Annotated in this window: 22 protein-coding genes and 1 pseudogene; 12 read left to right on the top strand and 11 right to left on the bottom strand. The window is 64.7% G+C overall.

Going from position 1 to position 25,864, the window contains the following annotated elements:
• The first annotated feature begins 84 nt into the window (after window positions 1-84).
• Together ACX0GZ_RS08380 and ACX0GZ_RS08375 are read left to right on the top strand one after the other, a co-directional pair.
• Entirely contained in the window at window positions 85-336 is a 252-nt protein-coding gene (locus tag ACX0GZ_RS08380) for an ATP synthase F1 subunit epsilon (protein ID WP_458815330.1), read from the top strand.
• A gap of 99 nt (window positions 337-435) precedes the next feature.
• A complete protein-coding gene (locus ACX0GZ_RS08375; RefSeq protein WP_458815328.1) occupies window positions 436-1,971 on the top strand; it encodes a CpaF family protein in 1,536 nt (511 codons plus the stop codon).
• Window positions 1,972-2,108: 137 nt separating this feature from the next.
• Here ACX0GZ_RS08375 and ACX0GZ_RS08370 read toward each other — a convergent pair whose 3' ends face one another.
• A complete protein-coding gene (locus ACX0GZ_RS08370) occupies window positions 2,109-2,303 on the bottom strand; it encodes a hypothetical protein (RefSeq protein WP_458815326.1) in 195 nt (64 codons plus the stop codon).
• 68 nt (window positions 2,304-2,371) lie between these two features.
• Here ACX0GZ_RS08370 and ACX0GZ_RS08365 point away from each other — a divergent pair, with 68 nt between their 5' ends.
• On the top strand, window positions 2,372-3,166 hold the full coding sequence (locus ACX0GZ_RS08365; protein WP_458815324.1) for a class I SAM-dependent methyltransferase: 795 nt from the start codon (window positions 2,372-2,374) through the stop codon (window positions 3,164-3,166).
• Window positions 3,167-3,288: 122 nt separating this feature from the next.
• On the opposite strand, the gene ACX0GZ_RS08360 is transcribed toward ACX0GZ_RS08365, so the two are convergent.
• Both ACX0GZ_RS08360 and ACX0GZ_RS08355 read right to left on the bottom strand, forming a co-directional pair.
• Complete coding sequence (locus ACX0GZ_RS08360) at window positions 3,289-4,278, bottom strand: alpha/beta hydrolase (protein WP_458815322.1); 990 nt, start codon at window positions 4,276-4,278, stop codon at window positions 3,289-3,291.
• A complete protein-coding gene (locus tag ACX0GZ_RS08355) occupies window positions 4,275-5,858 on the bottom strand; it encodes a family 43 glycosylhydrolase (protein WP_458816171.1) in 1,584 nt (527 codons plus the stop codon). Before ACX0GZ_RS08355 ends, ACX0GZ_RS08360 begins: the two co-directional genes overlap by 4 nt.
• Window positions 5,859-6,088: 230 nt before the next feature.
• Between ACX0GZ_RS08355 and ACX0GZ_RS08350 the strand changes: the two genes are divergently transcribed.
• The 5 genes and pseudogenes from ACX0GZ_RS08350 (at window position 6,089) to ACX0GZ_RS08330 (ending at window position 13,480) form a co-directional block, all read left to right on the top strand.
• The gene (locus ACX0GZ_RS08350) at window positions 6,089-9,409 is read left to right on the top strand and encodes a TonB-dependent receptor (protein WP_458815320.1); all 3,321 of its coding nucleotides are present in this window, start codon (window positions 6,089-6,091) and stop codon (window positions 9,407-9,409) included.
• Window positions 9,409-10,740, top strand: a complete 1,332-nt coding sequence (locus ACX0GZ_RS08345) for a pectate lyase (protein ID WP_458815318.1) — start codon at window positions 9,409-9,411, stop codon at window positions 10,738-10,740. Before ACX0GZ_RS08350 ends, ACX0GZ_RS08345 begins: the two co-directional genes overlap by 1 nt.
• Window positions 10,741-10,781: 41 nt before the next feature.
• Window positions 10,782-12,152: a pectate lyase family protein gene (locus tag ACX0GZ_RS08340; RefSeq protein WP_458815316.1), complete on the top strand. Its 1,371-nt coding sequence runs from the start codon at window positions 10,782-10,784 to the stop codon at window positions 12,150-12,152.
• A 212-nt stretch (window positions 12,153-12,364) separates the two neighbouring features.
• A pseudogene (locus ACX0GZ_RS08335) lies at window positions 12,365-13,099 on the top strand (ThuA domain-containing protein); the annotation flags it as partial.
• A 36-nt stretch (window positions 13,100-13,135) separates the two neighbouring features.
• A complete protein-coding gene (locus ACX0GZ_RS08330) occupies window positions 13,136-13,480 on the top strand; it encodes a cupin domain-containing protein (protein ID WP_458816169.1) in 345 nt (114 codons plus the stop codon).
• Between the two features lie 136 nt (window positions 13,481-13,616).
• Here ACX0GZ_RS08330 and ACX0GZ_RS08325 read toward each other — a convergent pair whose 3' ends face one another.
• The 7 genes from ACX0GZ_RS08325 to ACX0GZ_RS08295 form a co-directional block, all read right to left on the bottom strand.
• Entirely contained in the window at window positions 13,617-15,173 is a 1,557-nt protein-coding gene (locus ACX0GZ_RS08325; RefSeq protein WP_458815314.1) for a carboxylesterase/lipase family protein, read from the bottom strand.
• A 4-nt stretch (window positions 15,174-15,177) separates the two neighbouring features.
• Window positions 15,178-16,200, bottom strand: a complete 1,023-nt coding sequence (locus ACX0GZ_RS08320; protein WP_458815312.1) for a sugar kinase — start codon at window positions 16,198-16,200, stop codon at window positions 15,178-15,180.
• Between the two features lie 187 nt (window positions 16,201-16,387).
• On the bottom strand, window positions 16,388-17,143 hold the full coding sequence (kduD, locus tag ACX0GZ_RS08315; RefSeq protein WP_458815310.1) for a 2-dehydro-3-deoxy-D-gluconate 5-dehydrogenase KduD: 756 nt from the start codon (window positions 17,141-17,143) through the stop codon (window positions 16,388-16,390).
• A gap of 10 nt (window positions 17,144-17,153) precedes the next feature.
• A complete protein-coding gene (locus ACX0GZ_RS08310; protein WP_458815308.1) occupies window positions 17,154-17,822 on the bottom strand; it encodes an RpiB/LacA/LacB family sugar-phosphate isomerase in 669 nt (222 codons plus the stop codon).
• Window positions 17,823-17,984: 162 nt separating this feature from the next.
• Window positions 17,985-18,548 (bottom strand): hypothetical protein, encoded by a 564-nt coding sequence (locus tag ACX0GZ_RS08305; protein ID WP_458815306.1) that lies wholly within the window; start codon window positions 18,546-18,548, stop codon window positions 17,985-17,987.
• A gap of 280 nt (window positions 18,549-18,828) precedes the next feature.
• Window positions 18,829-19,401 carry a nucleotidyltransferase family protein gene (locus ACX0GZ_RS08300; protein WP_458815304.1) on the bottom strand — a complete coding sequence of 191 codons (573 nt, stop codon included), beginning with the start codon at window positions 19,399-19,401 and terminating at the stop codon, window positions 18,829-18,831.
• A gap of 15 nt (window positions 19,402-19,416) precedes the next feature.
• A complete protein-coding gene (locus ACX0GZ_RS08295) occupies window positions 19,417-20,457 on the bottom strand; it encodes a LacI family DNA-binding transcriptional regulator (RefSeq protein ID WP_458815302.1) in 1,041 nt (346 codons plus the stop codon).
• Window positions 20,458-20,568: 111 nt separating this feature from the next.
• On the opposite strand from ACX0GZ_RS08295, the gene ACX0GZ_RS08290 reads away from it, so the two are divergent.
• Both ACX0GZ_RS08290 and ACX0GZ_RS08285 read left to right on the top strand, forming a co-directional pair.
• The gene (locus ACX0GZ_RS08290; protein ID WP_458815300.1) at window positions 20,569-21,363 is read left to right on the top strand and encodes a 2-keto-4-pentenoate hydratase; all 795 of its coding nucleotides are present in this window, start codon (window positions 20,569-20,571) and stop codon (window positions 21,361-21,363) included.
• Between the two features lie 28 nt (window positions 21,364-21,391).
• Window positions 21,392-22,693 carry an MFS transporter gene (locus ACX0GZ_RS08285; RefSeq protein ID WP_458815298.1) on the top strand — a complete coding sequence of 434 codons (1,302 nt, stop codon included), beginning with the start codon at window positions 21,392-21,394 and terminating at the stop codon, window positions 22,691-22,693.
• Between the two features lie 63 nt (window positions 22,694-22,756).
• Here ACX0GZ_RS08285 and ACX0GZ_RS08280 read toward each other — a convergent pair whose 3' ends face one another.
• Window positions 22,757-24,868 carry a M3 family metallopeptidase gene (locus ACX0GZ_RS08280; protein WP_458815296.1) on the bottom strand — a complete coding sequence of 704 codons (2,112 nt, stop codon included), beginning with the start codon at window positions 24,866-24,868 and terminating at the stop codon, window positions 22,757-22,759.
• Between the two features lie 316 nt (window positions 24,869-25,184).
• Between ACX0GZ_RS08280 and ACX0GZ_RS08275 the strand changes: the two genes are divergently transcribed.
• Window positions 25,185-25,412: a hypothetical protein gene (locus ACX0GZ_RS08275; protein WP_458815294.1), complete on the top strand. Its 228-nt coding sequence runs from the start codon at window positions 25,185-25,187 to the stop codon at window positions 25,410-25,412.
• A 122-nt stretch (window positions 25,413-25,534) separates the two neighbouring features.
• Window positions 25,535-25,813, top strand: coding sequence for a hypothetical protein (locus ACX0GZ_RS08270; protein WP_458815292.1), 279 nt, complete (start codon window positions 25,535-25,537; stop codon window positions 25,811-25,813).
• The last annotated feature ends 51 nt before the right edge of the window (window positions 25,814-25,864 follow it).

The raw sequence follows: 25,864 nt of genomic DNA, 5'->3' as shown, positions 1-25,864 counted from the left end.
GCCTGTCCGCCAGCGGGCACCCTCCCTCGATTGACACCCCCTCCCCCGACCCCTCCCGCCAGCGGGAGGGGGGAGATTGATGAAATGCTGCACTTCGAACTCGTCACGCCTGAAAAGCTCGTCCGCGCAGAGGACGTGTACATGGTCGTCGTCCCCGGCACCGAGGGCGATTTCGGCGTTCTCGAAGGCCATGCGCCGCTCATGTCCACCATCCGTGACGGCGACCTCGCCATCTATCGCACCGAAAAGGGCGAGCCCGAGACGATCCGCATTCAGGGCGGTTTCGCCGAAGTCGGCGCCAAGGGCCTGACGGTGCTGGCCGAACAGGTCGGCTGAGGCGATCAACTAACGTGCCTGACAGATTTGGTTAGGCAATTGTAAAACCTTCGCGCCTAATCCTTGTCCCCCAGCATATCAGGGGTGACGAGGACCAAGATGAGCGCATTCGGACGACGCAGTGGACCCGGCGGGACGGGCAGTCGCCCCGCATTCGGGGTCGCCCGCCCGATGCAGGGCGGCGGCGCGCGACCCGCCGAACCCGATCACGGAACGCAGTTTCCGCCAATCGAGCCCGCATCGCTAGGCGGCGCCACCGAAACCGCCTTCCCGTCCGAACCCGCCATCGCCGGTCCCAACGACGCCGCACTGCAACGCCTGGCCGACCGTCAGTCGGCATCGGGCGAAGCCGGCAACAGCCGGGTCGAGGGATTCGAATCCTCGATCCACCGGATCAAGGAACAGGTGCTCCCCCGCCTGCTCGAACGCGTCGATCCCGAAGCCGCTGCGACGCTCAGCAAGGACGAACTGGCCGAGGAATTTCGCCCGATCATCGGCGAAGTGCTCGCCGAGCTGAAACTGACACTCAACCGCCGCGAACAGTTCGCGCTGGAAAAGGTGCTGGTCGACGAATTGCTGGGCCTCGGTCCGCTCGAGGAATTGCTGGCCGACGCCAACATCTCCGACATCATGGTCAACGGCCCCGAGCAGACCTATGTCGAGCGCAAGGGCAAACTGGAACTCGCCAATATCCAGTTCCGCGACGAAGAGCATCTGTTCCAGATCGCCCAGCGCATCTGCAATTCGGTCGGACGCCGCGTCGACCAGACGACGCCGCTGGCCGACGCTCGCCTCAAGGACGGCAGCCGCGTCAACGTCATCGTCCCGCCGCTGTCGCTTCGCGGCACCGCGATCTCGATCCGTAAATTCTCCGCCAAGCCGATCACGCTCGACATGATGGCGGGCTTCGGCTCGATGAGCACGCAAATGGCGACCGCGCTGAAGATCGCGGGCGCGTGCCGGTTCAACGTCGTCATCTCGGGCGGCACCGGTTCGGGCAAGACGACGATGCTCAACGCCTTGTCCAAGATGATCGACCCCGGCGAACGCGTGCTGACGATCGAGGACGCCGCCGAACTCCGCCTGCAACAGCCGCACTGGCTACCGCTGGAAACCCGCCCGCCCAACCTGGAAGGGCAAGGCGAAATCACCATCCGCGATCTCGTCAAGAACGCGCTGCGTATGCGTCCCGACCGCATCATCCTGGGCGAAATTCGCGGGAGCGAATGTTTCGATCTGCTCGCCGCCATGAACACCGGTCACGACGGGTCGATGGCGACGCTCCACTCCAATAGCCCACGCGAATGCCTGGCGCGTATGGAGAACATGGTGATGATGTCGGACATCAAGGTGCCGAAAGAAGCCATCAGCCGCCAGATCGCCGACTCGGTCGATCTGATCGTTCAGGTGAAGCGCCTGCGCGACGGTTCGCGCCGGGTGACCAACATCACCGAAGTCATCGGCATGGAAGGCCCCGTGATCGTCACCCAGGAACTGTTCAAGTTCGAATATCTGGACGAGAGCGCCGACGGCAAGATCATCGGCGAATATCGCTCGATGGGCCTGCGCCCCTACACGCTCGACAAGGCCAAGCAGTTCGGCTTCGACCAGGCATTGCTGGAGGCGTGTCTGTAACATTCACTCCTCCCCCATCGGGGGAGGTGGCAGCACGAAGTGCTGGCGGAGGGGGTGCCACGAAGCACTGCGTCCGTGGCACCCCTCCACCATCCTACGGATGGTCCCCCTCCCCCGGCGGGGGAGGAATTTAACGATTACCAGCCGCCCATCTTGAACCCGTATAGCGCCAGCATCGCCGCGCCGATGACCGCGATGACCTGCACCGTGGTCCACGGCATGATCCCCACCCGATCGATGTTGCGGCGGTTCTTGCGGGCGTATTCGGCGACGCCGCTGCCCACCGCGACCGCCACCAGGCTGCCGATCCCTGCCAATAATGCGTGTTGCATCCCGTCCATCCCTGCTCCAGTTTCGCGGGCGATATAGGGTGATAACGCCCGATTGCGAGGAGCCCGAAATGCGCCACATCACTTTGTTCGCCGCCGCCACCCTGGGCGTCGCCACCGTCGCCATCGCCGCACAGGACGCCAACCGCGTCGCGATCGACGCCGCCGTGTCGGCAGGCACGCGCACCCCCACCAACACCGCCCGCGACCGGTACCGCAATCCGGCCGAAACACTGGCCTTTTTCCAGGTGAAGCCGACCGATACCGTGGTCGAGCTGTGGCCGGGCGGCGGCTGGTATACCGAAATCCTCGCCCCCTATCTTAAGGCCGGTCGGCTGATCGGCGTCGCGCCGGCAAATGGCCTGCGCGGAATCGAAGCGCTGAAGACGAGGGACGCTTCGACCTATGGCCGGGTCGAGACCGCACCCTATGATCCCGCCACCGGCCGCACCAGCATCGACGCGCATTCGGCGGACGTGGTGCTGACCTTCCGCAACGTCCACAACTGGCGGATGGGTGGCGTCGAAAATGCCGAAAAGGTGTTCGCCGAAGCCTATCGCGTGCTCAAACCCGGCGGCGTGCTGGGCGTCGTCGAACATCGACTGCCCGAGAACCGTGACGCCGCTGCGGAGGAAAAGAGCGGCTATATGAAAGTCAGCTCGGTGGTCGCGCTGGCGCAAAAGGCGGGCTTCACCGTCGATGGCCAATCGGAAGTGAACGCCAATCCCAGGGACACCGCAGACTGGCCCGAAGGCGTCTGGACCCTGCCACCGGTGCTGCGCCTTAAGGATGTCGACCGCGCCAAATATCAGGCGATCGGCGAAAGCGACCGGATGACCATCCGGTTCAGGAAACCGGCCGCCTGACGCATCTGGTTTCGGCCACCGAATGAAGAAATATGGCTTGTCATTGCGAGCAATCCAGCGCTTCGTGCGCGTAGTGCTGGATTGCTTGCCATGCTCGCACCATCGATGCGACTCGACGTTTCCTAAACCAGCCCGGTGGTCCGCGCCCAGGCCAGCCACAGATCCGGCCACGCCTCAACCGGCTTGCCGACCGCCAGCCTCAACCCGAATCCGTGACCGCCCTGCGCGAACAAGTGCGTCTCCACGGCCACGCCCCTTGCCTTCAGCTCGGCGCGCAACAACAGCGCATTCTCGACCGGCACCACCGCGTCATCCTCGGCATGGACGATGAAGGTCGGCGGCGCATCATCGGGCACGTTCAGGTGCGGCGAATGCGCCGCTTCGCGAGCCGTCGATGCGTTCTCGCCCACCAGCAACGCGCGCGATCCCGAATGGGCGTGCGGGGCCTGCATCGCGATCACCGGATAGATCGGCGCGGCGACCATCGGGCGCGGCGACAGCGTGTCCGCAGCATCGACCGGACGATAGGTCGGCACCGCGAACCGCGTCGCCAGATCTGCGCACAGATGCCCGCCCGCCGAAAAGCCCATCGCCGCCACACGTTCCGGGTCGACGCCGTAATCGCCCGCCCGCGCGCGGATCAGCCGCATCGCCCGCTGCGCGTCGGACAATGCCACGTCCGGCCCCGCCGCCCAGCCCTCGCCCGGCAGGCGATAAAACAGCACGAACACGGTAAAGCCGCGCGCCGCCAGCCAGCGGCCCATTTCATAGCCTTCCTTGTCGATCACGACCCATCGATATCCGCCGCCCGGGGTAATCATCACCGCCGCGCCATTGGGGCGGTTGGGGCGGAACACCACCAGCCGCGGTCGGCTGATCCCGAACACCGCGCGATCGGTCAGCTGCGCCTGCGTCGATCGTTCGTTTACGGTCTCGACCAGCGGCTTGCGCGGCGCGCCAGGCGCACCACCGGGCCACAGATCGATCGTCTCGATCGGCTGCGGCAATCCGGGCGGTAGCGCACCGCCCGTCACCGGCGGCGCAGTCTGCGCCGCTACCCCACCCGCGATCATCGCCAGCCCTGCGCCCAGCACGCCGCGCCGCGCGATCATGCCAGCGCCTCGAACCGGAAATCGCGGAACCGCGCCTCGCCCGTGCCCGCCGCATAGAGCGCGGGCCGCAGGCTCAGGAAATCATAGGCGACATTGTGGTGATATCCCGACACCTCCATCTGCACGTCGAACTTCTGCCAGCTTGCGCCGCGGTCGGCGCTGGTGTGGATGGTCAGGATGTTGCGGTCGTTGAGTATCCGAATACGCAAGCGGCGCAGCGGTCCGCCCCCGCTTTCGCGCTGGCCGGGGATCGCGCCGCGCGGGCGTTGCAGGCCATATCGATGCATCACCAGTCCCTTCGTGCCCAATCCTAGCCCCGCATAGAGCCGCCGGTTGTAGAACAGCAGCAATCCGGCTTCCGCGCCGTCGTCCACCTCGACATCGCATTCGAACCGGTACGCCTGATCGCCCGCGATACAGGTGATCGGCGAACAGTCGCCCGGCGTCACGCCCTTACCCCGGACATGCAGCACGCCGCCCTCGCGCCGCAGCCTGGACGGCTCGTCCCTGCCGGGGTCGTAGAAACTCCACTGGACGCCGAACTTGTCGGTCGAGAAGTCGTCCGACAGCGCCTGGCCGTGCGCCGCCGTGCCACGCTCGACCGGTTTGCTGAGCGGCTTCGACAAATCGCTGCCCAGCGGCTCGACCCACCCGTCCTCGGTCCAGCGAACCGGCTCCAGCAGCGCTTGCCGCCCCAGCGTCCAATATCCGTTCTCGTAGCCGTGATAGATCATCCACCACGCACCGCCCGGCCCTTCGAACAGCGTCGCATGGCCGCGCGACCACCATTTCTCGGCGGCGCTCCGCGTCCTGATCTGGGGATTGTTGGGCGCATGTTCCCACGGTCCGTCGATGGTTCGCGACCGCGCCATGATGACCATGTGCCCGGTCGGCGGCCCCGCCGTCCCGCCCACCGCGGTGGTCATGTAATAATAATCGCCGCGCCGGACGATCTTCGGCCCCTCGGGCGCAAAGGTCTCGACCACCCAGTCCTCGGGATAGCGCCACGGATCATAGACATGCTCGACGTCCCCGACCGTGGACAGCCCGTCGGAGGCCAGCTTGACCCGGTCGCCGCCCGAGAGGAACAGCCATCGTGTGCCGTCCTCGCCCACCGCATGCCCGGGGTCGATATGCGCGGGCAGCTTCAGGTCGATCGGCTCCGACCACGGCCCCTCGATCCGCTCGGCATGAATAACATAGATCGATTTGTAATCGGGAAAGCGCGCCGGGATATAGACGTAGAACCGGTCGCCATGCTTGCATAGTTCGGGCGCCCAGATCGACCCGATCGGCGTCCTGAGCGCTGCCGTGACGGGCCGCCAGTTCACCAGATCGCGGCTGTGCCAGATGACAATGCCGGGATAGGCATTGAAGCTGGAAAAGGTCAGGTAATAATCCTCACCGTCGCGCAGGATCGTTGGGTCGGGGCGATCGCCGGAGAAGACGGGATTGAGAAAATTGCCGTTGCCCAGATCGGCCTTACGCTGCCCCTCGATTCCGCGCGCCCATTCCATATCGCCATGCGGATCGAGCGAAGCAGTGGCGCGCGCGCCTTGGGCGTGCACCGAATCCGTCATGCCCAGCCCAAGCGCGCCCAGCCCGATCAGCCCGATCGCGCGCCGCCGGTCCAATGCCGAAACATCGCCCGACGGCTTCGAAACGTCGGAAAGTTGCGGGTTTGACGGTCTTGCCGGCATCAAATGACTCCTCGCCATGCAAAGGACGTTGCACTCTCTGTCCTGTGATGATACCGGTGTCATACACAAGGACGCAAGAGCGTTCGGATATGCAGGGGAGAGCGATGATGATGACGGGTGTCGTTTCGGTACGCACGGCGGTTTCGGTTCTGGCGCTGGCAGTGGGCAGCCTCGCAGCGGCGCCCGCAGCCGCGCAGGTGGGCACCGCAGCCCCGTCCGGGCTGATCGCCGCCCCCGGTCTCCCCCAACCCGGCACCATCGCCGCAACCGACGCCCCGATCGATCAGACCGCGCAGGACGCCGATCAGGAAGGCGAAGTCATTGTCACCGGTTTCCGCGCCAGTCTGGCGGACGCGCTGAGCCAGAAGCGCCTGTCCGACCAGATCGTCGACGCGATCACCGCGGAGGACATCGCCGACTTCCCCGACGCCAACATCGCCGAATCGATTCAGCGGCTTCCCGGCATCTCGATCGATCGCGACAATGGCGAAGGCCGCAGCATCACCGTGCGCGGATTGGGCGGCGATTTTCAAAGCGTATTCCTGAACGGCGCCGACGCGCTCAACATTTCGGGCGGCAACCAGTCCGATGCGGGCGCCAACCGCTCGCGCGGGTTCGATTTCAACACCTTCGCGTCGGAACTCTTCTCGGGCGTTAAGATCACCAAATCGACGATGGCGATGAACGAGGAGGGATCGCTCGGCGCGATCATCGACCTGACCACCGGTCGTCCCTTGAGCTACAAGACCGATCGCCTCGCCTTTAGCGCCGAGGGCGAATATCGCGAGAATGGCAAGACCCTCAATCCGCGCCTGACGGGGCTTTTCTCCAAACGGCTAGGCGACAATTTCGGCATCTTGGGCTCGATCGCCTATCAGGACCAGCGTCAGGTCGTCGATGCCTATCGCCGCAGCATCGGCCAGTTCGAATATGCCTATCGCAATTCGCAGCATAACGGGAAAGTGCCGCCGGTGTACGGCTTCGCCCAGCCGATCGGTACCGGCGTTGGCCCGACCTTTGGCTCGGACCCTGCCGCCTATGCGCTGGTGACGCCGACCACGATCATCCCGGCGCTCCCGTCGATTTCGCGTCAGGAGCTAAGCTATGACCGACTGGGCGCAACGCTGACCGCCCAGTGGCAACCGACCAGCCGCACCGAGGTTATCCTCGACGGCGTCTATTCGCGCTATCGCCAGGAATCGAACACCATCGGCCTGACCACGATCGGCCTCAACCGCAACGGCACCAATGTCCGCGTCCAGCAGAATACGCTGCGCGCAATCAACACCGCCAACGGCCTCGCCGACCGCCGCGCGCTCTATCCGCGTTGCGATGCGACCGCGACGCTCGACTGCGGTCAGGCGCTCTACGGCGGCGCGCTGGTGCCGGGCACGCGCGCCAGTTTCAATCCCAACAATCTCGACCCGTTCGATTATTACAATTCGCCCACCTCGCCGGGCTTCATCGCCAGCACCAACCAGACGGCCTTCTACAACGAACTGATCGGCCGTCCCTCGACCAAGATCCGCGCCGCCAACGTCAATGCGGCAGGGCAGGCCGATTATCTGGTGCTCGACGATGTCGACTGGCGCTCGTCCGCCGACGCGCAATTCGGTCAGACCGAATTCATGCAGGGCACGATGAACCTGCGCCACGATTTCACCGACAATTTCCGGATGGAGGCGACCGCGGGCTGGTCGCGTTCAGAATTCCGCTCGGTCGGCTATCTGGTCGAATTCAACGCGATCGACCGCGACAATTACGTGTTCGACGAACGCGGCGACGAACGGATGCCGGTGTTCAGCCCCGGTTTCGACGTCGCCGATCCCAATCAATGGTCGCTGGTCAAGGGGCTGTCGACGATCCGCACATTCAGCAACGACGTGAACAACGAATTTCGCGTCGGGCGCGCCAATTTCGCCTGGACGCTCAACCCCGATCTGACCTTCCGCTTCGGCGGCACGTACAAGACCTATGATTTCGACAGCCTGGGCGGCCGTCGCAACCAGGGGATCGAGGCGATCAACCCGACACTGGTCGAAGCCGGGCTGTCGATCACCGATCTCGGCCAGACGGTCGGCTTTGGCAACGGGATCAAGGTATCGCAGGGCACGCCCACGTCCTTCTACGCGCCCGATCTCAACGCGTTCATCCGCGAGTTTCAGATCGACTGCAACTGCATCAACAAATGGGGCGATTACCGCGCCCAGGTCGACGGGCGCGAGCGCAACGCGGTGTCCGAACGCGACATGGCGGGCTTCGTCCAGATCGACTTCCAGGGTGATCTGTTCGGTCGCCCGTTGCGCGGCAATGCCGGCGTGCGCGTCGCCAACACTCGGGTCGATGGCACGGGATCGGTTGGGGGTGCGGCCAACGGCGTCACCGGCGTCGTCGTCACCGCACGCAACGAATATACCGAAGTGCTGCCCGCGACGAACATCAGCTGGGAAGCCGCACCCAATTTCCTGATCCGCTTTGCCGCGTCGAAGACGATCTCGCGTCCGCAGCTCGCATCGCTGACGCCGGGCACCACCTCGTTCCCGACCGGCCTCAACGCCGCCGGGGCCGCGCCGTCGATCACCATCGGCAACCCCTATCTCAGCCCGTTCCGCTCGGACAATTACGACCTCAGCTTCGAACGCTATTTCGGCAGCAACGGCTTCCTCGGCGTCGCGGTCTTCCAGAAGGACATCCAGTCCTTCCCCCAACAGGTCGCAGGCGAATTCGCGCTTCAGGACATCTTTCCCGACGACATCATCGCCCAGGTGCTGACCGGCGTCACCAGCCCCACCCTGTTCGACTATATCCAGAGCGGCGGCGTGTTCGCGGTGCGCCAGTTCAACGACGCGCCGGGCGGCACGATCCGCGGGGTGGAGTTGAACGCACAGACCAACTTCTTCTTCCTGCCCGCCCCCTTCGACCGGTTCGGAGTGACCGCCAACTACACCTATATCGACAGCGAACTGACCTATTTGACCGGCACCGCGCTCAACACCCAACAGGGTCAGGCCGGATCGACCGCGCAGAACAGCTTCGCCACCGCGCCGTTCCTCAACACCTCGCCGCATTCGTTCAACGCGACCATCTATTACGAGGATTCGAAATTCCGCGCACGTCTGTCGGGCGCGTATCGCAAGGCCTATGTGAACCGCTTCCCGCTGGCGGCGGGCACCTGCTCGGTCGGCACTACCACCAACAATGGCGGGGCGTGCAACTCGCCGGTGGTCGCGGACTTCGGCTATGTCGAGGATACGTTCAATCTCGATGCGTCGATGTCCTATAACCTGACGCGCCAGTTCCGCCTGTCGCTGGAGGCCCGCAACCTGACCAACACCCCACAATATCGCACCATGTACGAAGCCAATCCGGTGACGCAGAGCTATGGCAGCACCGGGCGCATCTTCACCGCGGGCGTGCGGGCAACCTTCTGATGCTGCTTGCCGCCCTGCTGATGTCCAGCGCGCCGTCGCTGCCCCGTCCGGCCCTCGCCACCCCGCCCCCGGCCTTTCCGGGGGCGGAAGGCGCGGGCGCGGCGTCGCTCGGCGGACGCGGCGGGCGCGTCATCAAGGTGACGAGCCTGGCCGATGCCGGTCCCGGCAGCTTGCGCGCCGCGGTCGAGGCAAAGGGCCCGCGCATCGTCGTGTTCGACGTGTCGGGAACGATCCAGCTAGCGAAACCGCTGGTCATCCGCGAGCCGCGCATCACCATCGCCGGGCAGAGCGCGCCGGGTGGCGGGATCACGCTGCGCGACCATGCGCTGGTCGTCCACGCCGACGATGTCGTCATCCGCTACATCCGCTCGCGGCTGGGCGACGAGTCCAGGACCGAGGACGATGCGATCTGGATTCGCGGCGGTCGTCGCATCATCGTCGATCACGTCTCGGCCAGTTGGTCGGTCGACGAAACCCTGTCGGTCAGCGCCAATTACGACAATCCCGGCGAAGGCTGGCACGACGTCACCGTGCAATGGTCGATCATCGCCGATTCACTGACCCGGTCGCTCCATGCCAAGGGCGAGCATGGCTATGGCAGCCTGATCCGCGGCGGGCGCGGATCGCGCGCGAGTTTCCACCACAATCTCTGGGCGAACCACAGCGCGCGGATGCCGCGACCCGGCAACTATGCCCCCGTCGACCGCGACCCCGAGGGCGCGTATTTCGATTTCCGTTGCAACCTGTTCTACAATTGGGGCGGCGGCCGGTCGGGCTACAATGCCGACAAGAACAGCCTCTCGCAGTATAATTTTATCGCCAACGACTATGTCCGCGGCCCGCAATCGACTCGCGCGATCGCGTTCAACGAAGGCAATCCGCTCGCCAAATCCTATTTCGCGGGCAACCGGATGGAAGGCGCGGTCCCGGACGATCCCTGGTCGCTGGTGACCGGCACCGCGCTGCCCGAACAGCGGCTGGCGGCCCCCGTGTCGATGGCCCCTGTCACCTGCACCTCACCTGCCGAGGCAAGCCCGCTGATTTTGGCACGCGCTGGCGCTTCGCTCTCGCGCGACAGCGTCGATGCGGCGATCGTCGAAGGCGTGCGCAACCGCACCGGCAAACAGATCGACAGCCAGCGCGACGTCGGCGGCTGGCCTATGCTTGCGACCGCACCCGTACCGAGGGACAGCGACGGCGACGGCATGCCAGACGACTGGGAACGCGCGCATGGGCTGGACCCCAACCGCGACGACAGCGCCGCCGACCGCAACGGCGACGGCTACACCAATATCGAGGAATATCTGAACGCGCTCGTCGCCCGGCGCTAGAACCGGGAGCGGGACGGTCCGTACATAAAATCAGGAGCAGGATGATGAAGACGATGTTCGCGGCGCTGCTGCTCGGCGCTTTTCCGGTCGCACTGGCCACGACTCCCGCCCCCGTTCAGGCGCAGCAGGCCACCGCCTTTCCCGGCGCTCAGGGCTGGGCCGCCGTCACCCAGGGCGGGCGCGGCGGGCGGATCATCCGCGTCACCAACCTCAACCCCGATGGCCCCGGATCGTTCAAGTCCGCGGTCGAGGCGAAAGGGCCGCGCATCGTCGTGTTCGAAGTCGGCGGCGTGATCGACATGGGGATGACCACGCTCGACATACGCGAACCCTTCCTGACCATCGCCGGTCAGACCGCGCCGTCGCCCGGCATCACCTTCATCCGCGGCGGGATGGACGTGCGCACCCACGACGTTATCATCCGCCACATCCGCATCCGCCCCGGCGACGACGGGCGCGCGAAGCGTTCGGGGTGGGAACCCGATGCGCTGTCCACGGTCGCCGCGCACAACGTGATCGTTGATCACTGCACCATGACCTGGGCGCCCGACGAGAATCTCTCCGCCTCGGGGCCCCGCTTCACCGGCAATACGGTCGAGGAATGGCGCAAGGGGACCAGCCACAACATCACCTTCAGCTATAATCTGCTGGCCGAGGGGCTGGCCGATTCCTCGCATCCCAAGGGCGAGCATTCGAAGGGATCGCTGATCCACGACAACGCCACCGGCATCCTCATCTATCGCAACGTCTATGCCCATAATGTCGAACGCTCGCCGCTGTTGAAGGGCGGGGTCCATGCCGCGGTCGTCAACAACTTCATCTACGATCCCGGCACGCGCGGCATCCATTACAATCTGATGGCGCTCGAATGGGCGGGCGTCCCCTATCAGCTCGGCGAGTTGTCGGCGGTCGGCAACGTCATGCGTGCGGGGCCATCGACCGACAAGGGGCTGCCCTTCCTGATGCTGGGCGGCGACGGCGACCTGCGCTATCACGGGCGCGACAATATCGCGGTCGACAAATATGGCGAGCCGCTGCCCCAGTTCGGCCGCTACGGCGTCACCAGGGCGCGGCTGATCGAGGCGAAGCAGCCGGTCATCTGGCCCAAGGGTCTTCCTGTGAAACCTGCGGTTGAGCTGGAGACCTATCTGCTCGCCAATGCCGGTGCCCGGCCCTGGGACCGCGACGCCGACGATATCCGCGTGCTGTTTTTCATCGCCGAAGGGCGTGGTGAGATCATCGACAACGAACGCCAGGTCGACGGCTATCCCAAGCAGAAGCCGACCAAGGCCGCGTTCGTCGAAGCCGACTGGAATCTCGACACGATGGAACCGCGATCGGGCCGCTATCCGGGCCAGAAGGCCCCGATCCAGGAAAACCAGAGCGCCCGCGACGCCCAGATGCGGCAGTAAGGGGGATCGGGCGGCGTTTGTCTGAGTGCGCTGTCTCATCTAATCGTCATTCCCGCCCTTCGACTGCCTGCAAGGCAGGCGCTCAGGATAAACTTCTGCCAAAGGCAGAAGGCGGAAATCCATAAGCACTGGCATGGGTTATGGATTCCCGCCTTCGCGGGAATGACGTGGAGTAGGGTTTGGACCGGTAGGGTAACAAACGGAGACACACCATGATCGGCAGGCTGGTGGCACTCTGCATCAGGGCATGGTTGCTGATCGGCGCGTCGCCTCAACCGCCGACGCCTTCGATCCCGCCGCCCGCCATCCTGGTCTTCAGCCACACGACCGGTTACCGCCACGCCTCGATCGAACCGGCGGTCGCCGCGATCCGCGCCATCGCGAAACAGGACGGCCTGCGCGCCATCGCCAGCGAGGACCCGGCGGTTTTCGACGACGCGTCCGCGCTGCGCGGCTATCGCGCGATCATATTGCTCAGCACCACCACCCGCCGCGACGATCCGACAAGCGAATGGTTCACCGGCAAGCGCCGCGATGCGCTGCAAGGCTTCGTCCGCGCAGGCGGCGGCATCGTCGCGATCCACGCGGCGGCGGATTCGCACTATCACTGGCCCTGGTACGGCCGGATGATCGGCGGTCGCTTCGCCCGCCACCCCGAAGGCACGCCGGAGGGGGCAGTGACGAAGACCGCGCGCGCCCATCCCGCAACCGCCCCGCTCCCCGACACGTTCCGCATCGCCGACGAATGGTATTGGTTCGCCGACCTGTCGCCGACGCTCGACACGCTGCTGACGCTCGACCCCGCTTCGATCGGCGAGCAGGGTGCAAACCCCGCTTCGCTCGCCTGGGCACACACATTCGAAGGCGGCCGCGTGTTCTACACCGGCCTCGGTCACCGCCCCGATAACTGGCGCGACGCGCGGCTGTTGGCGCATGTCCGCGGCGGCATCGCCTGGGCCGCGAACACCGCCAAGGCGCCCACAATGGTCGTCATCGACCAGCGCGACACGGTCCGCGACGAACCGCCACCGCACGGGCGCATCGGCATGAGCACCGCCTATCGCATTTCCGACGGCGTGCCTGCGCGAACGATGGAGTTTCGCCGCCGCGACCTCCATGCCGGTGCGGCGATCGGCATCCACCCGATCGTCCATGACGAGGTCTATTACGTGCTGTCGGGCGAAGGCGACGTCACCTCGGACGGCGTGACCCGGCGATTGAAGCCGGGCATGGCGGCCTATCTCTACACCGGCGCCCGGGTCGGCATCCGCCAGGTGGGCCACGAACCGCTGTCGCTCATCATCAGCTATCCGATACCGGGGAAATAGGAACTCATGCGCACCATTCCCGTCACCCCGGACTTGTTCCGGGGTCCACCGGGCGGCAAGCGATGCGTTCGACCAATCTTGCGCTTCGCAAACGGCTGGGTGGACCCCGGAACAAGTCCGGGGTGACGAAGCGCGTTCAAGTCCCCGGCTGCACATAAGGAAACCGCGCGAACAACTCGCGTTCCCAGCCGCGCGGGTCATGCTCCACTCGTACCCGCGTATCGAACATCATCGTCGCCCGCTCCGCCAGCCCGTAACGCGGCCATTCCGGCAGCCCCGCGCCATTCGGGTCGCCCGTCCGCGCCAGCGCGACGAACGCCCCCATCATCGTCCGTGACAAGGCCCGCGCCGCCGCGCCCGTCCCGCTTTTCGACCCCGCCGCATCCAGCGTCCCGAACACGTAGGGAATGTCGTCGGTATGCGCCGCGCCGCGCAACGGATCGACCGGCGACGGAAAATCGAACTGATACACCCAGGCCGGCGCCCCGGCCTTTGCGCGCTCCTCCGCCTCGATCACCTGTCCGCGCCAGCTTCGTCCCGCCGTCGTCGCGGCATAGAATAATTCGGCTGGCGACATCGCCGGAAAGCGTTCGCGATACTGCGCCACCACCCATTCGGGATGCGCGTCCAGCCGAAGCTGCGGCGTCATCCGCGCGGCGAGATTGTCCCAGTTCAGTCCGCCGATCAGCGCGCCGCGCGGATCGATGAACGCGCGCGTCTCGTCCCGCGTATTGCCCAGGATCAGCGGGATCGCATTCCCCTGCGGATGCGCGTCGGGCCAGAAGGGGTGGCGCGTAAGCCATTTCATGTCGAGCACCGGCCCCATATAGACGCCGCCGCCCAGCACCGGGTCTTCGGCGTCCAGCCCCTCGATCAATCGCTCGACCGGCATCGTCGGCAGGTCGTCCGGCGTCGCCTTCAACCGCGCCAGAACCGCGTCCGCTCGCCGTGTCGCGTTCAGCGGCCCCGACGCTGTCACTTGCTGCCCGCTCATCGTCGCCGCGCGGTGAAACAGGCCGTTGGCCGCGGGCATCGCCATCAGCGTCGCGATCTTCGCGCCCCCGCCCGACTGGCCGAACACCATCACCCGGTCCGGGTCGCCGCCGAACCCGGCGATATTGTCGCGCACCCACCGAAGCGCGAGGATCAGGTCGAGCTGCCCGGCATTGCCGCTATCGGCGAACCCTCTCGCCAGCCGGTCGAGATAGAGATAGCCGAGCGCGTTCAGCCGGTGATTGACGGTGACGACCACCACATCCTGCCGGGCAAGCTGCTGGCCGAACACCAGCGGCTCGATCACCGTCCCGCCCGAATACGCGCCGCCGTGGAAATAGACCATGACCGGGCGTTTGGCGCGCGCCTCGGTGCCCGGCGTCCAGAGGTTGAGGAACAGGCAGTCCTCGCCCTGGCTCAGGTCGCGCCCGCCCCGCTGCGGACAGGACGGGCCGAACGCGGTCGCGGGCAGAATGTCGCGGCCGGGCACCGGCGCGACGGGCGCCTGAAACCGGCGGCGCACCGTGTCCGCGCCGTAACGGATGCCGCGAAACACCGACAAGCCGCCCTCACGCACCCCGCGCCAGCGTCCGGCCTTGCCGGCCGCCACCGGATCGCCGCGCTCTGCGGCGGCGGCGAAGGGGATCAGCGAAAGCCCCGCTCCCGCGCCCCATCCCAGCACCGCCCGCCGATCGACCATAGACCTACCTTCTGACGTCGAGCCCGCCTTCGAGAAAGGCGTCGATATCCGCACGGCGGAACAGGCTGGCGTCGCCCGGCAGCGAATGTTTCAGGCACGCGACCGCAAGGCCGGAGCGCACCGTTTCCTCCAGTCCCTGCCCCGAATGGACGCCGTGCAGGATGCCGGTCGCGAACGCGTCGCCGCCGCCGATCCGGTCGATGATCCCTGCGACCACCACTTCGTCGGTCTGGAACCCGCGCTCGCTTGTATCGACCCGCGCGGCGATCCGGTGCCGGTCGGCATCGTCGACATGCCGTGCGGTCGAGGCGATGCGCTGGAGATTGGGGAACGCCGCAAACGCCGCCTCCGCCGCCTCGCGCCGCCGTTCGGGTCCGTCGCCCGAAAACTCGCGCCCCAGCAGCAACGAGATGTCACGGTGGTTGCCGAAAAACAGATCCGCCATGCCGACGATCCGGGTCAGAACCGATTTCGGATCGCTGTCCCACGCGTCCCACAGCCGCGCGCGGTAATTGCCATCGAACGACACCGCAATGCCCTTCGCCTTGGCCGCTTCGGCAGCGGCAATCGCCGCCGCGGCCGTCGCAGGGCCTAGCGCGGGCGTGACGCCCGACAGGTGCAGCCGCGCCGCGCCGTCCAGCAGCGCATCCCAGTCGTACGCATCGGCGGGCGCTTCGGCAAAGGCCGACGCCGCCCGGTCATAGACGATATCCGACGCGCGCAATCCGGCACCCGGCGACAGGAAATACAGCCCCATCCGTCCGTCGCGCATCTGCACGCCGGACGTGTCCACCCCCTGCGCGCGCAACGCGGCGATCGCACCGCGACCGAGTGGATTGTCGGGCACCGCGCTCACCATCGCGGTCGGGTGGTCGAGGCAGGCGAGCCCGATCGCGACATTTGCCTCCGCGCCCCCGACATGCACGTCGAGCCGCCCCGACTGCATCAGCAACGCGCGCCCCGGCGCCGTCAGCCGCAGCAAGAGTTCCCCGAAACAGACGATGCGGCCCTTGGTCACTGACTTCACTCCGTCATTGAGTATCCCACTCTCACCATTCCCGTTCGTGCTGAGCCTGTCGAAGCACTGTCCTTTCTTCGTGCCAAGAAGGACAGCATTCCGACAAGCTCAATGCGAACGGTTGAGAGGAGCAGTGATTGCTATACGGAGCGCCCCCACGCTTCGACAAGCTCAACACCGACGGGGTAGATAAAGCTCACCTTGCCAACCACCCGCCATCGACGGCAAGGATATGCCCCTGGACATAATCGGACGCAGAGGACGCCAGGAACACCGCCGCACCGCCCAGGTCGCCCGGATCGCCCCAGCGCGCGGCGGGAATGCGCTCCATGATCTGGCGATTGCGCATCTCGTCCGCCTGGAGCGCGGCGGTGTTGTTGGTGGCGATATAGCCCGGCGCGATCGCGTTGACGCTGATCCCCCTGGCCGCCCATTCGTTGGCGAGCAGCTTGGTCAGCCCGCCGATCCCCGATTTGGACGCGGTATAGCTCGGCACGCGGATCCCGCCCTGAAAGGTCAGCATCGACGCGATGTTGATGATCTTGCCGCCACCTTGCGGGATCATCCGCTTGGCCGCCGACTGACAGAGGAAGAACACCGATTTGAGGTTGGTGTCGACCACCGCGTCCCAGTCTTCTTCGGTGAACTCGACCGCATCGGCACGGCGGATGATCCCGGCATTGTTGACCAGAATGTCGATGCGGCCGAGCTTGTCCACAGTCTCGTCCACAACCCTGTCCACAGGCTCGATCGTCGACAGGTCTGCCGACACGATCTCCGCGCGCCGCCCAATGCCGCGCACCTTACCCGCCGTCTCGCTCGCCGCCGTGCGCCCGACCAGCGCCACGTCCGCACCCGCCTGCGCCAGCGCCAGCGCAATGCCTTGACCGATACCGGTATTGGCACCCGTGACGACCGCGACGCGGCCCGAAAGGTCGAAGGGGTTTTCCATCCGTCGATCCTTACGCCAAAGCGGGCTCTGCCCGACCGGCGCCCTGCGACACCTGCTTCAGATAGTCGCTGATCGCGTCGTCCTGCGAATTGGCGTAGAACAGCTCGGCGAATTTCTCGCCCGCGATCGCCTTGCGCAAGAGTTCCTGATCGACACTCTTCAGCACAGTCAGCATGTCGCGGCAGCTCGCCGCCTTCAGATCCTTCAGAATGCCGCGATTGGTCCGCATGATCTCGGCGCGCTCCTTGGGATAGCCAAGGCCGCGTTCGCCGTCGAACAGCTTGCGATACACATCCTGCAAATTGAGTTCGGCGGCCCAGCCGAACCCCTTGGCATAGGGCATCGAAATTGCGTTGCCGTCGTTGATCTGGCCGAACAGAAAGGCATCGGTCGGGTCGATCACCAGACCGCAGAACACGCCCGGCATCGCGTTGCAGGCAAGCATCGATCCCATGCCCGTGCCGCAACCGGTAACCACGAAATCCGCCGCCTTCGAATTGAGCAGAATGCCCGCGAGCAGCCCGTTCATCACATAGGTCAGCGACGCCTCGTCCTCGGCCGAATACATGCCATAGTTGAACACCTTATGCCCCAGCGGTTCGGCAACCGCGGTCAGCGCATCATGGATGATGCCGTTCTTGGCGGCCTGGCTATTCTCGGTGATCAGCGCGATTTTCATCGGCTCGGCTCCTCTCTGGCGATTGACCCCGCGTCAACGGCGATACCGCATCATGCTTTCGAAACTACTGGTAACCGGTGTCAGCTTTTGGTTCAACCCCGTCGTGGGGGGATAAGCGTCAAAGGACTGAAAAAATGGCTCGCAACAACGAACCCCCATTCGTCATGGTGGTGCGCTGATGGCCGAAAGAACGCGACGAACGATTGATTCAACGAGACCGGCCCCAGAATGCGAGCGCGAAAAGGACCTGCTGTAATTCGGCTTCACGATATCCAGTTGATAGAAATTAGGGTGCGGCGGAGGCAAACGGTGTTTTCGTTCTGTCGGCTCGTTCAACAGGCACGGGGCGTCGAGCAGTGCGTCCAGCAAACGCCCATCGTTTTCGGATAGGGTGGCTGAAATCACCTTTTTCGATTTCTGCAAATGCGGGACTACGGTTACCTGCCATCGTCCCGTGGCGTCCCTGGCGGCGACCACGCTACGAACTGTTCCGCTGAACCCGCCATAGGCATAGATGAGCACAAGCTGCTCGGCCTCGGGAAACACGAGCCGAGCATCGCTCCAGATCCGCCTATGCTCATCTTGCCGACTTGCCAGGTCGTTATGCGTGACGATTTCGTTCCTATCGGGAGGGGATTCGACACATTCCGCTCCGCGCGCATTTGCCGGGGTGATGGCAGTCACTAAGGTCAGCATCAGCGAAAGCCCGAAATAAGACATTCCCATGCCAAACCCTCCGCTTGCCGACCCCGGCTATCTCAACGCTTCGCGATCGATATCGCCCCGACAATCCCGATCCCGCTCCTTACCCTCACCCCGGCGGCGGCGCGACCGAGGCGCGGCGGATTAGCGTCGATACGAACAGCGCGTCCTCACCCCCGCCCTCGCCATCCGTGTCGCCGATCAGTTCCAAGGCCGTCAAGGGCTACACCCCCTGCCCTCTAACCCCAGACCTTCATGCCAGCGGTAGCTGGCATCTCAGGCCAGCTTCCTAGGGCTTCGAAATCTAAGCAAGCCGCGATACGATCAGTTGCGGATATCGTGCCATCCAGCACTTGGTGGACACGCGGCGGTCGAACATGGGCAGCTTATTCCCGACGAACGCCGGTGTCGGCGTCAGTCGCAACGCAAACAGATCATCGAGCCCGAACGGCGCGTTGATATCGATCGAACCCGCCACATCCAACCGTGCTGCGATCGCGGTAGCGGTTTCCGGCCAGTGCCGCATCGCGTCCGCGACCGAGTTATAGGGCGCATCGTCGTTTCGGCGGTGCATCCGGGCCTGGTTTTTCACGGACCATTCCATGTCGGGCATCGCAAGCCTGAGTCGGCGCTCGATATCTCGATCCAACCTTTCGTTCGGTGCCGCAGGGTCGAACCACACGACATCGACATCGCCACCGGGCGGACGGGTGCCATAGCCGTGAAGTTCGTCCCACACCGCGTCGCGAACGAAACCTGCGCCGATCCAGCAATCGGGAAGTTCGAGCGCGGCAACCGCTTCCAGCGCCGCCCGTCTGAGCCGATCCTGGGACAGCAGCGTGCGAAGCGTGGCAATCCGGCTAATCGCTGACGCCAATATCGTGCCGCCCCCTCACCCCGGCGGCGGCGCGACCGAGGCGCGGCGGATCAGCGTCGACACGAACAGCGCGTCTTCGCCCCCGCCTTCGCCATTGTCCTCGCCGCCCGTGTCGCCGATCAGTTTCAGCGCCGCCGCGCGCGCCATCGTCGCAATCGGCCAGCGGACGGTGGTCAGCGGCGGCCACAGGTGCGACGCGATCGAGGTGTCGTCGAACCCGATGATCGACAGATCGGCGGGCACGTCCAGCCCCCTCTGCCGCGCGACGTGCAGCGCACCCGCCGCCATTTCGTCGTTCGAGGCAAAGATCGCGGTCGGGCGCGGCGACAGGTCGAGCAGCCGTTCGGCCGCGCGCATCCCCGATTCGAACGTATAGTCACCCTGCGCCACCAGCGTCCGCTGGACGCCGATCCCCGCCGCCTCGATCGCTTCCTCATAGCCCTGTTGACGCTCGAATGCGGACCGGAATCCGTGCGGTCCGACGACGATGCCGATGCGCTTGTGCCCCGCCTGGATCAGATGTTCGACCGCGCCGCGCACCGCTTCGCGGTCGTTCGATGCGACCATATGATCGGCCTCGTCGAACGGCGCCGACCCCATCCGCACGAACCGGCAACCGATCCCGGCGCACAGTTCGGCAAGCGCATCATTTTCCGAAATCGGCGGGAGCAGCATCACGCCGTAAGGACGCTGGCGTTCGAGGAACATGCGGATATCGTCGGCCATGTTGGGCGACCCGCGATCGACCGGATGGACGATCAGTTCGAACTCCGTTTCGCGCAGCACCTCCAGCAACCCCTGCTGGACGCTCAGCACCATCTGGGCATTGGGATTGTCGTGGATCAGGCCGATCAGGAAATTGCGCCTGAGCGCTAGCGCGCGCGCCTGCGGGTTGGGGACATAGCCCAGTTCGGCGATCACCTCTTCCACCCGTTTGCGCGTGTCGCCGTTCAGCAGCGGCGACTGGTTGATGACGCGGCTGACGGTCTTTTTCGACACGCCCGCGATCCGTGCGACATCGTTGATCGTGGGCTGGGCGCTTTTCTTCACGGGCATGGGCATAGCGCGGGTGCGGGCAACCGCCAATCCATGACGAGACAATATCCCGTCTTGCAAATGACACCGGTTTCCGTATTAATCCATAAAAGGAAATTTGAGAGAGGGTGCATGAGCGAGGGGAATCAGATTGCGCGCGCGTTCGTCGGCGCGCGGCGCGCGGCCACGGGGCTGCCCGATTATCCCGGCACGCCGCCCGAAACGCTCGACAGCGCCTATGCGGTGCAGGACGACGCGATCGCGCTGTTCGGCGAGCCCGTCGCCGGGTGGAAGGTCGGGCGCATCAACCCGCCGCGCGACGGACAACTGGGCAGCAACCGGCTGGCCGGCCCGATCTTTCCCGGCACGGTGCGCGACGGGCGTGACCATACGCCCGCCATGCCGGTATTCGCCGACGGATTCGGCGCGGCGGAGGCCGAATTTCTGATGCGGATCGGCACCGCGCCCGACCCTGCGCGCACCGAATGGTCCTTCGATGACACCGTTTCTCATATCGATGCGGTGCATATCGGGCTGGAAATCGCGTCCTCGCCCTTTCCCGGCATCAACGAACTCGGCCCGCTCGTCACGATCAGCGATTTCGGCAACAATCACGGGCTGGTGATCGGCGATCCGGTCGATGGCTGGCAGAACCGCGATTTCGTCGGCTGGCCGGTGCGGCTTGAGATCGACGGCGCGGTCGCGGGCGAGGCGACGGCGGAGACGATGCTCGACGGCCCGATCGGAGCGGCCTGCTGGCTGTTCGGCGCGCTTGCAAAACGCGGCATCGCGCTTGCCCCCGGACAATGGATTTCAACCGGCGCGGTAACGGGGGTGCATGTCGTACGTCCCGGTGCGAACGTGACCGCGACCTTCAAGCATATGGCCGTTAGCTGCACGATAGAGGCAGCGCGCCCGCAGGGATAAGCCTGCACCAACAGGGAGAGGAACCATCATGGACGCGCAACCCGCGACGGCACCGGGACCGGTCATCGCCAAGGTCGGCCGATATCGCTGGTCGATCATCGCGCTGCTCTTCTTCGCGACGACGGTCAATTATATCGACCGGACGATGCTGGGCCTGCTCGCGCCGACGCTTGGCGAGGAACTGGGCTGGAGCGAGAACGATTACGGCAATATCGTCACCGCGTTCCAGGCCGCCTATGCGCTGGGCTTCCTGTTCATGGGCTGGATGATCGACCGGTTCGGGCCGAAGATCGGCTATTCGATCGCCATCGCGATCTGGACCGTCGGTCATGTCATGCACGGCTTTGCCTCTTCGGTCGTCGCGTTCATGGCGGCGCGGATCGTGCTGGGCGTGGGCGAAGCGGGCCATTTCCCCTCGGTGGTGCGCGCCTCGAGCGAGTGGTTCCCGCAAAAGGAACGCGCCTATGCGATTGGCTGGGTCAATTCCGCGACCACCATCGGCGTCATCCTGACCGCGCCCACCTTGTGGATTTTCATGACCTGGTGGGGGTTTAGCTGGCGCGAGACCTTCATCTATTCGGGCGTGCTGGGCGTCATCCTGCTCGCCGTCTGGATCTGGTGGTACAGCAATCCGCGCGAAAGCGGCAAGGTCAGCGACGCCGAGCTTGCCTGGATCGAACATGATCCGCCCGAAAAGGTCCAGAAAATCGGCTGGGGCAAGGTCGTCCGCACGCGCGAGGCCTGGTCGTTCGCGACCGCCAAGTTCCTGACCGATCCGGTGTGGTTCCTGATGCTGTTCTGGCTGCCCAAATATTTCACCTCGACCTATGACGTCGATCTTTCGGTCGTGCTGCTCCCGATGATCGTCATGTATCTGCTCTCCGATGTCGGCAGCATCGTGGGCGGCTGGCTGTCATCGCGGCTGATCCAGAACGGCTACACCCCGAACGTCGCGCGAAAGGTGACGATGCTGATCGCCGGCTGCTGCGTCACGCCACTCCTGTTCGTCACCAGCCTCGACAATATGTGGCTGGCGGTCGGGCTGATCGGGCTGGCGCTCGCCGGGCATCAGGCGTTTTCGTCGAACCTGCTGTCGATCCCGCCCGACATGTTCCCCAAACGCGCGGTCGGATCGGTGATCGGGCTGGGCGGATTCGCGGGCGGCGTCGGCGGCATGATCATGGCCAAATCGACCGGTCTGGTGCTCGACGCGACGGCGGGCAATTACACGATAATCTTCGCCTGCTGCACCGTGGTCTACTTCTTGGCGGTCGCCGCGATCCACCTGCTGTCGCCCCGGCTGCGACCGGTGGAAATCGCGCAAGCCTGAGGCGGAATAGCCTCAAAACCAAAAGGCCGGCCCCGCGAGGGACCGGCCTTTTTCTTGCCCGGATCAGTTGACCGGAAAGCCGCGCTTGATGAGCAGCGCGTTCACTTCCGGGTCGCGCCCGCGAAAATTGCGATATGCCTCGGCTCGGTCGATCTCGTTGCCGGTGGACAGGATCCACTTGGCGAACCCGTCCGCCGTCGCCTTGTCGAACACGCCGCGTTCCTGGAACAACGCCCAGGTGTCGGCGTCCATCGTCTCCGACCAGAGATAGCTGTAATAGCCCGCCGAATAGGCGTCGGACGAGAACAGGTGATTGAACTGCGGCAAGCGATGCCGCATCACGATCTCGCGCGGCATGCCGATCTTGGCCAGCGTTTCCTTCTCGAACGCATCGGGGTCCGCGACGCCCGTCGAGCGGGTGTGCATTTCCATGTCGACGATCGCCGACGACAGATATTCGACCGTTGCAAAACCCTGGTTGAAGGTCGATGCCTTTTCGATCTTGGCGATCAGCGACGCGGGCATGACTTCACCGGTCTGGTAATGCTTGGCGAAGCGGCTGAGCACCGGCTGGGTCAGCAGCCAATTCTCGTTCACCTGGCTCGGATATTCGACGAAGTCGCGCGGCGTGCCGTTGAAGCTCGGATATTCGACGTTCGAGATGAAGTAATGCAGCGCATGCCCGAATTCGTGGAACAGCGTCTCCGCATCGTCCAGGCTGATGAGCGCGGGCTGGCCGGCGGGCGGCTTCACGAAATTATTGTTGTTCGACCCCAGCACGATGTTCTTGTTCGTCAGGCCCGCACGGCTGCGATAGGTCGTCGCCCAAGCACCCGACCGCTTGCCGGAGCGCGCATAATCGTCGCGATAGAACACGCCGACCTGATCGTTCGAGCCGCGCTTCGTCACCGAATAGACGCGGATATCGGGATGCCAGGTGGGGACGGTGCCGGTGATTTCCTTGAAATCGAGCCCGAACAGTTCGCCCGCCGCCCAATAGGACGCCTCGATGATGTTGTTCAGCTCGAAATAGGGCTTCACCTCGTCCGCCGACAGGTCGTAACGATCCTTGCGGACCTTCTCCTGATAGAAGCGGTAGTCCCAGGGTTCGATCGTAATGTTCTGGCCCTGCGACTTCGCCATCGCCTGCTGGTCGGCAACCTCCTGCTTCACGCGCGCGACCGCGGCGGGCCAGACGCGCATCATCAGTTCGTTGGCGGCCGCCGGCGTTTTCGCCATCGTGTCCTGCATCCGCCATTCGGCGTGGTTCCGATAGCCCAAGAGCTTGGCGCGGTCGGCGCGGATCCGGGTGATCGTCGCGATCGTCGCATTGGTGTCGTTCGCACCGCCATTGTCGCCGCGGCTTACGAAGGCGCGCCAGACCTTCTCACGCAGCGCGCGGTCCTCGGCAAAGGTCAGCACCGGATCCACCGCCGAACGGGTGTTGACGATCGCGTACGACCCTGCGGGCAGATTGCGTTCCTTGGCCGCACCGGCGGCTGCGCCCTTGATGTCGGCGGGCACGCCCTTCATCTGCGCTTCGGTCGCGGTGATATAGGTGCTCTCATCGGCCAGCACTTTTTCCGAGAAGCTCGAAAATTCCTTGGCGAGCGCGGCGTTATAGGCCGACAGCTGCTGCTTCTGTTCGGCATTCAGGTTCGCGCCGCGCTGGACCATGTTCTCGTAATGCCGCTCGACCAGGCGGATCTGCTGCGCGTTCAGCCCGGCATTGTTGCGGTTGTCGTACACCGCCTTCACGCGCTGGAACAGCATCGGGTCGAGCGTGATCGCGTCCGACGCCGCCGACAGCTTCGGCCCCCATTCGCGCGACAGGGCCTGATATTCGGGGGTCGTCATGTTGCTGGTCATGACCGAGAATACCGACATGACACGGCCCAGCCGCTCGCCCGCCTTTTCCATGGGCACGATCACCGTCTCGAAGGTCGGCGCGGCGCGGTGGCGGGTGATCGCCTGATACTCGCGCGCGCGCTCGTCGATGCCGTACTGGATGGCTTCGGGGAACATCGCGGGCGTCACCTTGTCGAACGGCGGCACCCCGTCATAGGGGCCGGACCAGTCGGCGAGCAGGATGTTGTCGGGCATCGCCTGATCCCCGGCGGCGGTGACCGGCGCTTCGCTGCCCGCGCTCGCGGTAGTGCCATCGGTCATCGCCATGCTGCTGCATCCTCCAAGCGCGAACGCAGCCGCGCCCGCCAACAAAATCGCCTTCATGAAACTCTCCGGATTGAAACTCGGGACGTCGGGGCGAACCGCAAGGGCGCGCCATGTGCGGCGTGCTAATACAGAAACGCGCCTGAACCTAGGGTGAGGGGAGCATTTATGTCGGCGGGTGGTGGGGCACGAACCTTTTCAAATGGTGAGGCAATCGGCGCGCGATCGATAGGGACGGCAGCTATCAACAATGCCGCCGATAGCCCCTCACGCCGGAAATTGGGTGGTTAGCGGACGTCAGGTTTGATAGACCTCGAAAATGCCTTCGCCCCGCGTTACGGATAGTGATCAGCCCACCGACGAAGAAGTGGAAGCCGCCGCACGGCAGCTGCATTTGTCTGGAGTTAAACACGGCTGGTGGCCGGAAAGCGTCTCTAACTACGATTCGCTCGAGCCGATCGGCAAGGACGAGTTTGACGCTATCGTTGAATGCATATTGACGGCGGCTGCTGCAGCTAAACGCGAAATTGCGAGCGGCTCCGAATAGGTCGGATTGTCCGCTATGGGGTCGATCATCGACTGACAGCTATCGGGAATGACGCCGCAAACCGCTCACGCCTCTAATTGGGTGGATTGCGGAAAGGCTGTTTTACACGCAACGTGTCGTTCATGAACACTGGTAAAGCCCGTATTTGGTCCACCGTAGCTGGTATCGCGGTTGGGGGCGCGGTTTCATGCACGGCGTTTCTGACCATCGGTGTTTATCTGCTTTCCGGCATTTTCTACGGGTGCCATCCCTCACATCGAGATCAGCCTGATCCAAACCCATGCTCCGAAGCATACGTGGCGCTGTGGACGACAGGAATTGTTCTTGCCAGCCTTGCCCTTTTTACTGTCACCTTTGCGATCACCCGCAGGCTGGTGATGCGGAAGCTAAGTAAAGGTTAGTGCTAAGTCGCTCACTTGGACAGCAGGTCTGACGGCCGCTTTGGGGTCGGT

It is taken from the genome of Sphingomonas aestuarii (assembly GCF_054457155.1).
Note: the sequence above shows the minus strand (reverse complement) of the source record. Positions and strands in the feature narration are given on the sequence as shown.

Bases quoted from the DNA above. Each gene is read 5' to 3' on its own strand.
- ACX0GZ_RS08380 (WP_458815330.1), top strand. From the start codon at position 85: ATGCTGCACTTCGAACTCGTCACGCCTGAAAAGCTCGTCCGCGCAGAG.
- ACX0GZ_RS08375 (WP_458815328.1), top strand. From the start codon at position 436: ATGAGCGCATTCGGACGACGCAGTGGACCCGGCGGGACGGGCAGTCGC.
- ACX0GZ_RS08370 (WP_458815326.1), bottom strand. From the start codon at position 2,303: ATGCAACACGCATTATTGGCAGGGATCGGCAGCCTGGTGGCGGTCGCG.
- ACX0GZ_RS08365 (WP_458815324.1), top strand. From the start codon at position 2,372: ATGCGCCACATCACTTTGTTCGCCGCCGCCACCCTGGGCGTCGCCACC.
- ACX0GZ_RS08360 (WP_458815322.1), bottom strand. From the start codon at position 4,278: ATGATCGCGCGGCGCGGCGTGCTGGGCGCAGGGCTGGCGATGATCGCG.
- ACX0GZ_RS08355 (WP_458816171.1), bottom strand. From the start codon at position 5,858: ATGACGGATTCGGTGCACGCCCAAGGCGCGCGCGCCACTGCTTCGCTC.
- ACX0GZ_RS08350 (WP_458815320.1), top strand. From the start codon at position 6,089: ATGACGGGTGTCGTTTCGGTACGCACGGCGGTTTCGGTTCTGGCGCTG.
- ACX0GZ_RS08345 (WP_458815318.1), top strand. From the start codon at position 9,409: ATGCTGCTTGCCGCCCTGCTGATGTCCAGCGCGCCGTCGCTGCCCCGT.
- ACX0GZ_RS08340 (WP_458815316.1), top strand. From the start codon at position 10,782: ATGATGAAGACGATGTTCGCGGCGCTGCTGCTCGGCGCTTTTCCGGTC.
- ACX0GZ_RS08330 (WP_458816169.1), top strand. From the start codon at position 13,136: ATGGTCGTCATCGACCAGCGCGACACGGTCCGCGACGAACCGCCACCG.
- ACX0GZ_RS08325 (WP_458815314.1), bottom strand. From the start codon at position 15,173: ATGGTCGATCGGCGGGCGGTGCTGGGATGGGGCGCGGGAGCGGGGCTT.
- kduD (WP_458815310.1), bottom strand. From the start codon at position 17,143: ATGGAAAACCCCTTCGACCTTTCGGGCCGCGTCGCGGTCGTCACGGGT.
- ACX0GZ_RS08310 (WP_458815308.1), bottom strand. From the start codon at position 17,822: ATGAAAATCGCGCTGATCACCGAGAATAGCCAGGCCGCCAAGAACGGC.
- ACX0GZ_RS08305 (WP_458815306.1), bottom strand. From the start codon at position 18,548: ATGGGAATGTCTTATTTCGGGCTTTCGCTGATGCTGACCTTAGTGACT.
- ACX0GZ_RS08295 (WP_458815302.1), bottom strand. From the start codon at position 20,457: ATGCCCGTGAAGAAAAGCGCCCAGCCCACGATCAACGATGTCGCACGG.
- ACX0GZ_RS08290 (WP_458815300.1), top strand. From the start codon at position 20,569: ATGAGCGAGGGGAATCAGATTGCGCGCGCGTTCGTCGGCGCGCGGCGC.
- ACX0GZ_RS08285 (WP_458815298.1), top strand. From the start codon at position 21,392: ATGGACGCGCAACCCGCGACGGCACCGGGACCGGTCATCGCCAAGGTC.
- ACX0GZ_RS08280 (WP_458815296.1), bottom strand. From the start codon at position 24,868: ATGGCGATGACCGATGGCACTACCGCGAGCGCGGGCAGCGAAGCGCCG.
- ACX0GZ_RS08275 (WP_458815294.1), top strand. From the start codon at position 25,185: ATGCCTTCGCCCCGCGTTACGGATAGTGATCAGCCCACCGACGAAGAA.
- ACX0GZ_RS08270 (WP_458815292.1), top strand. From the start codon at position 25,535: ATGAACACTGGTAAAGCCCGTATTTGGTCCACCGTAGCTGGTATCGCG.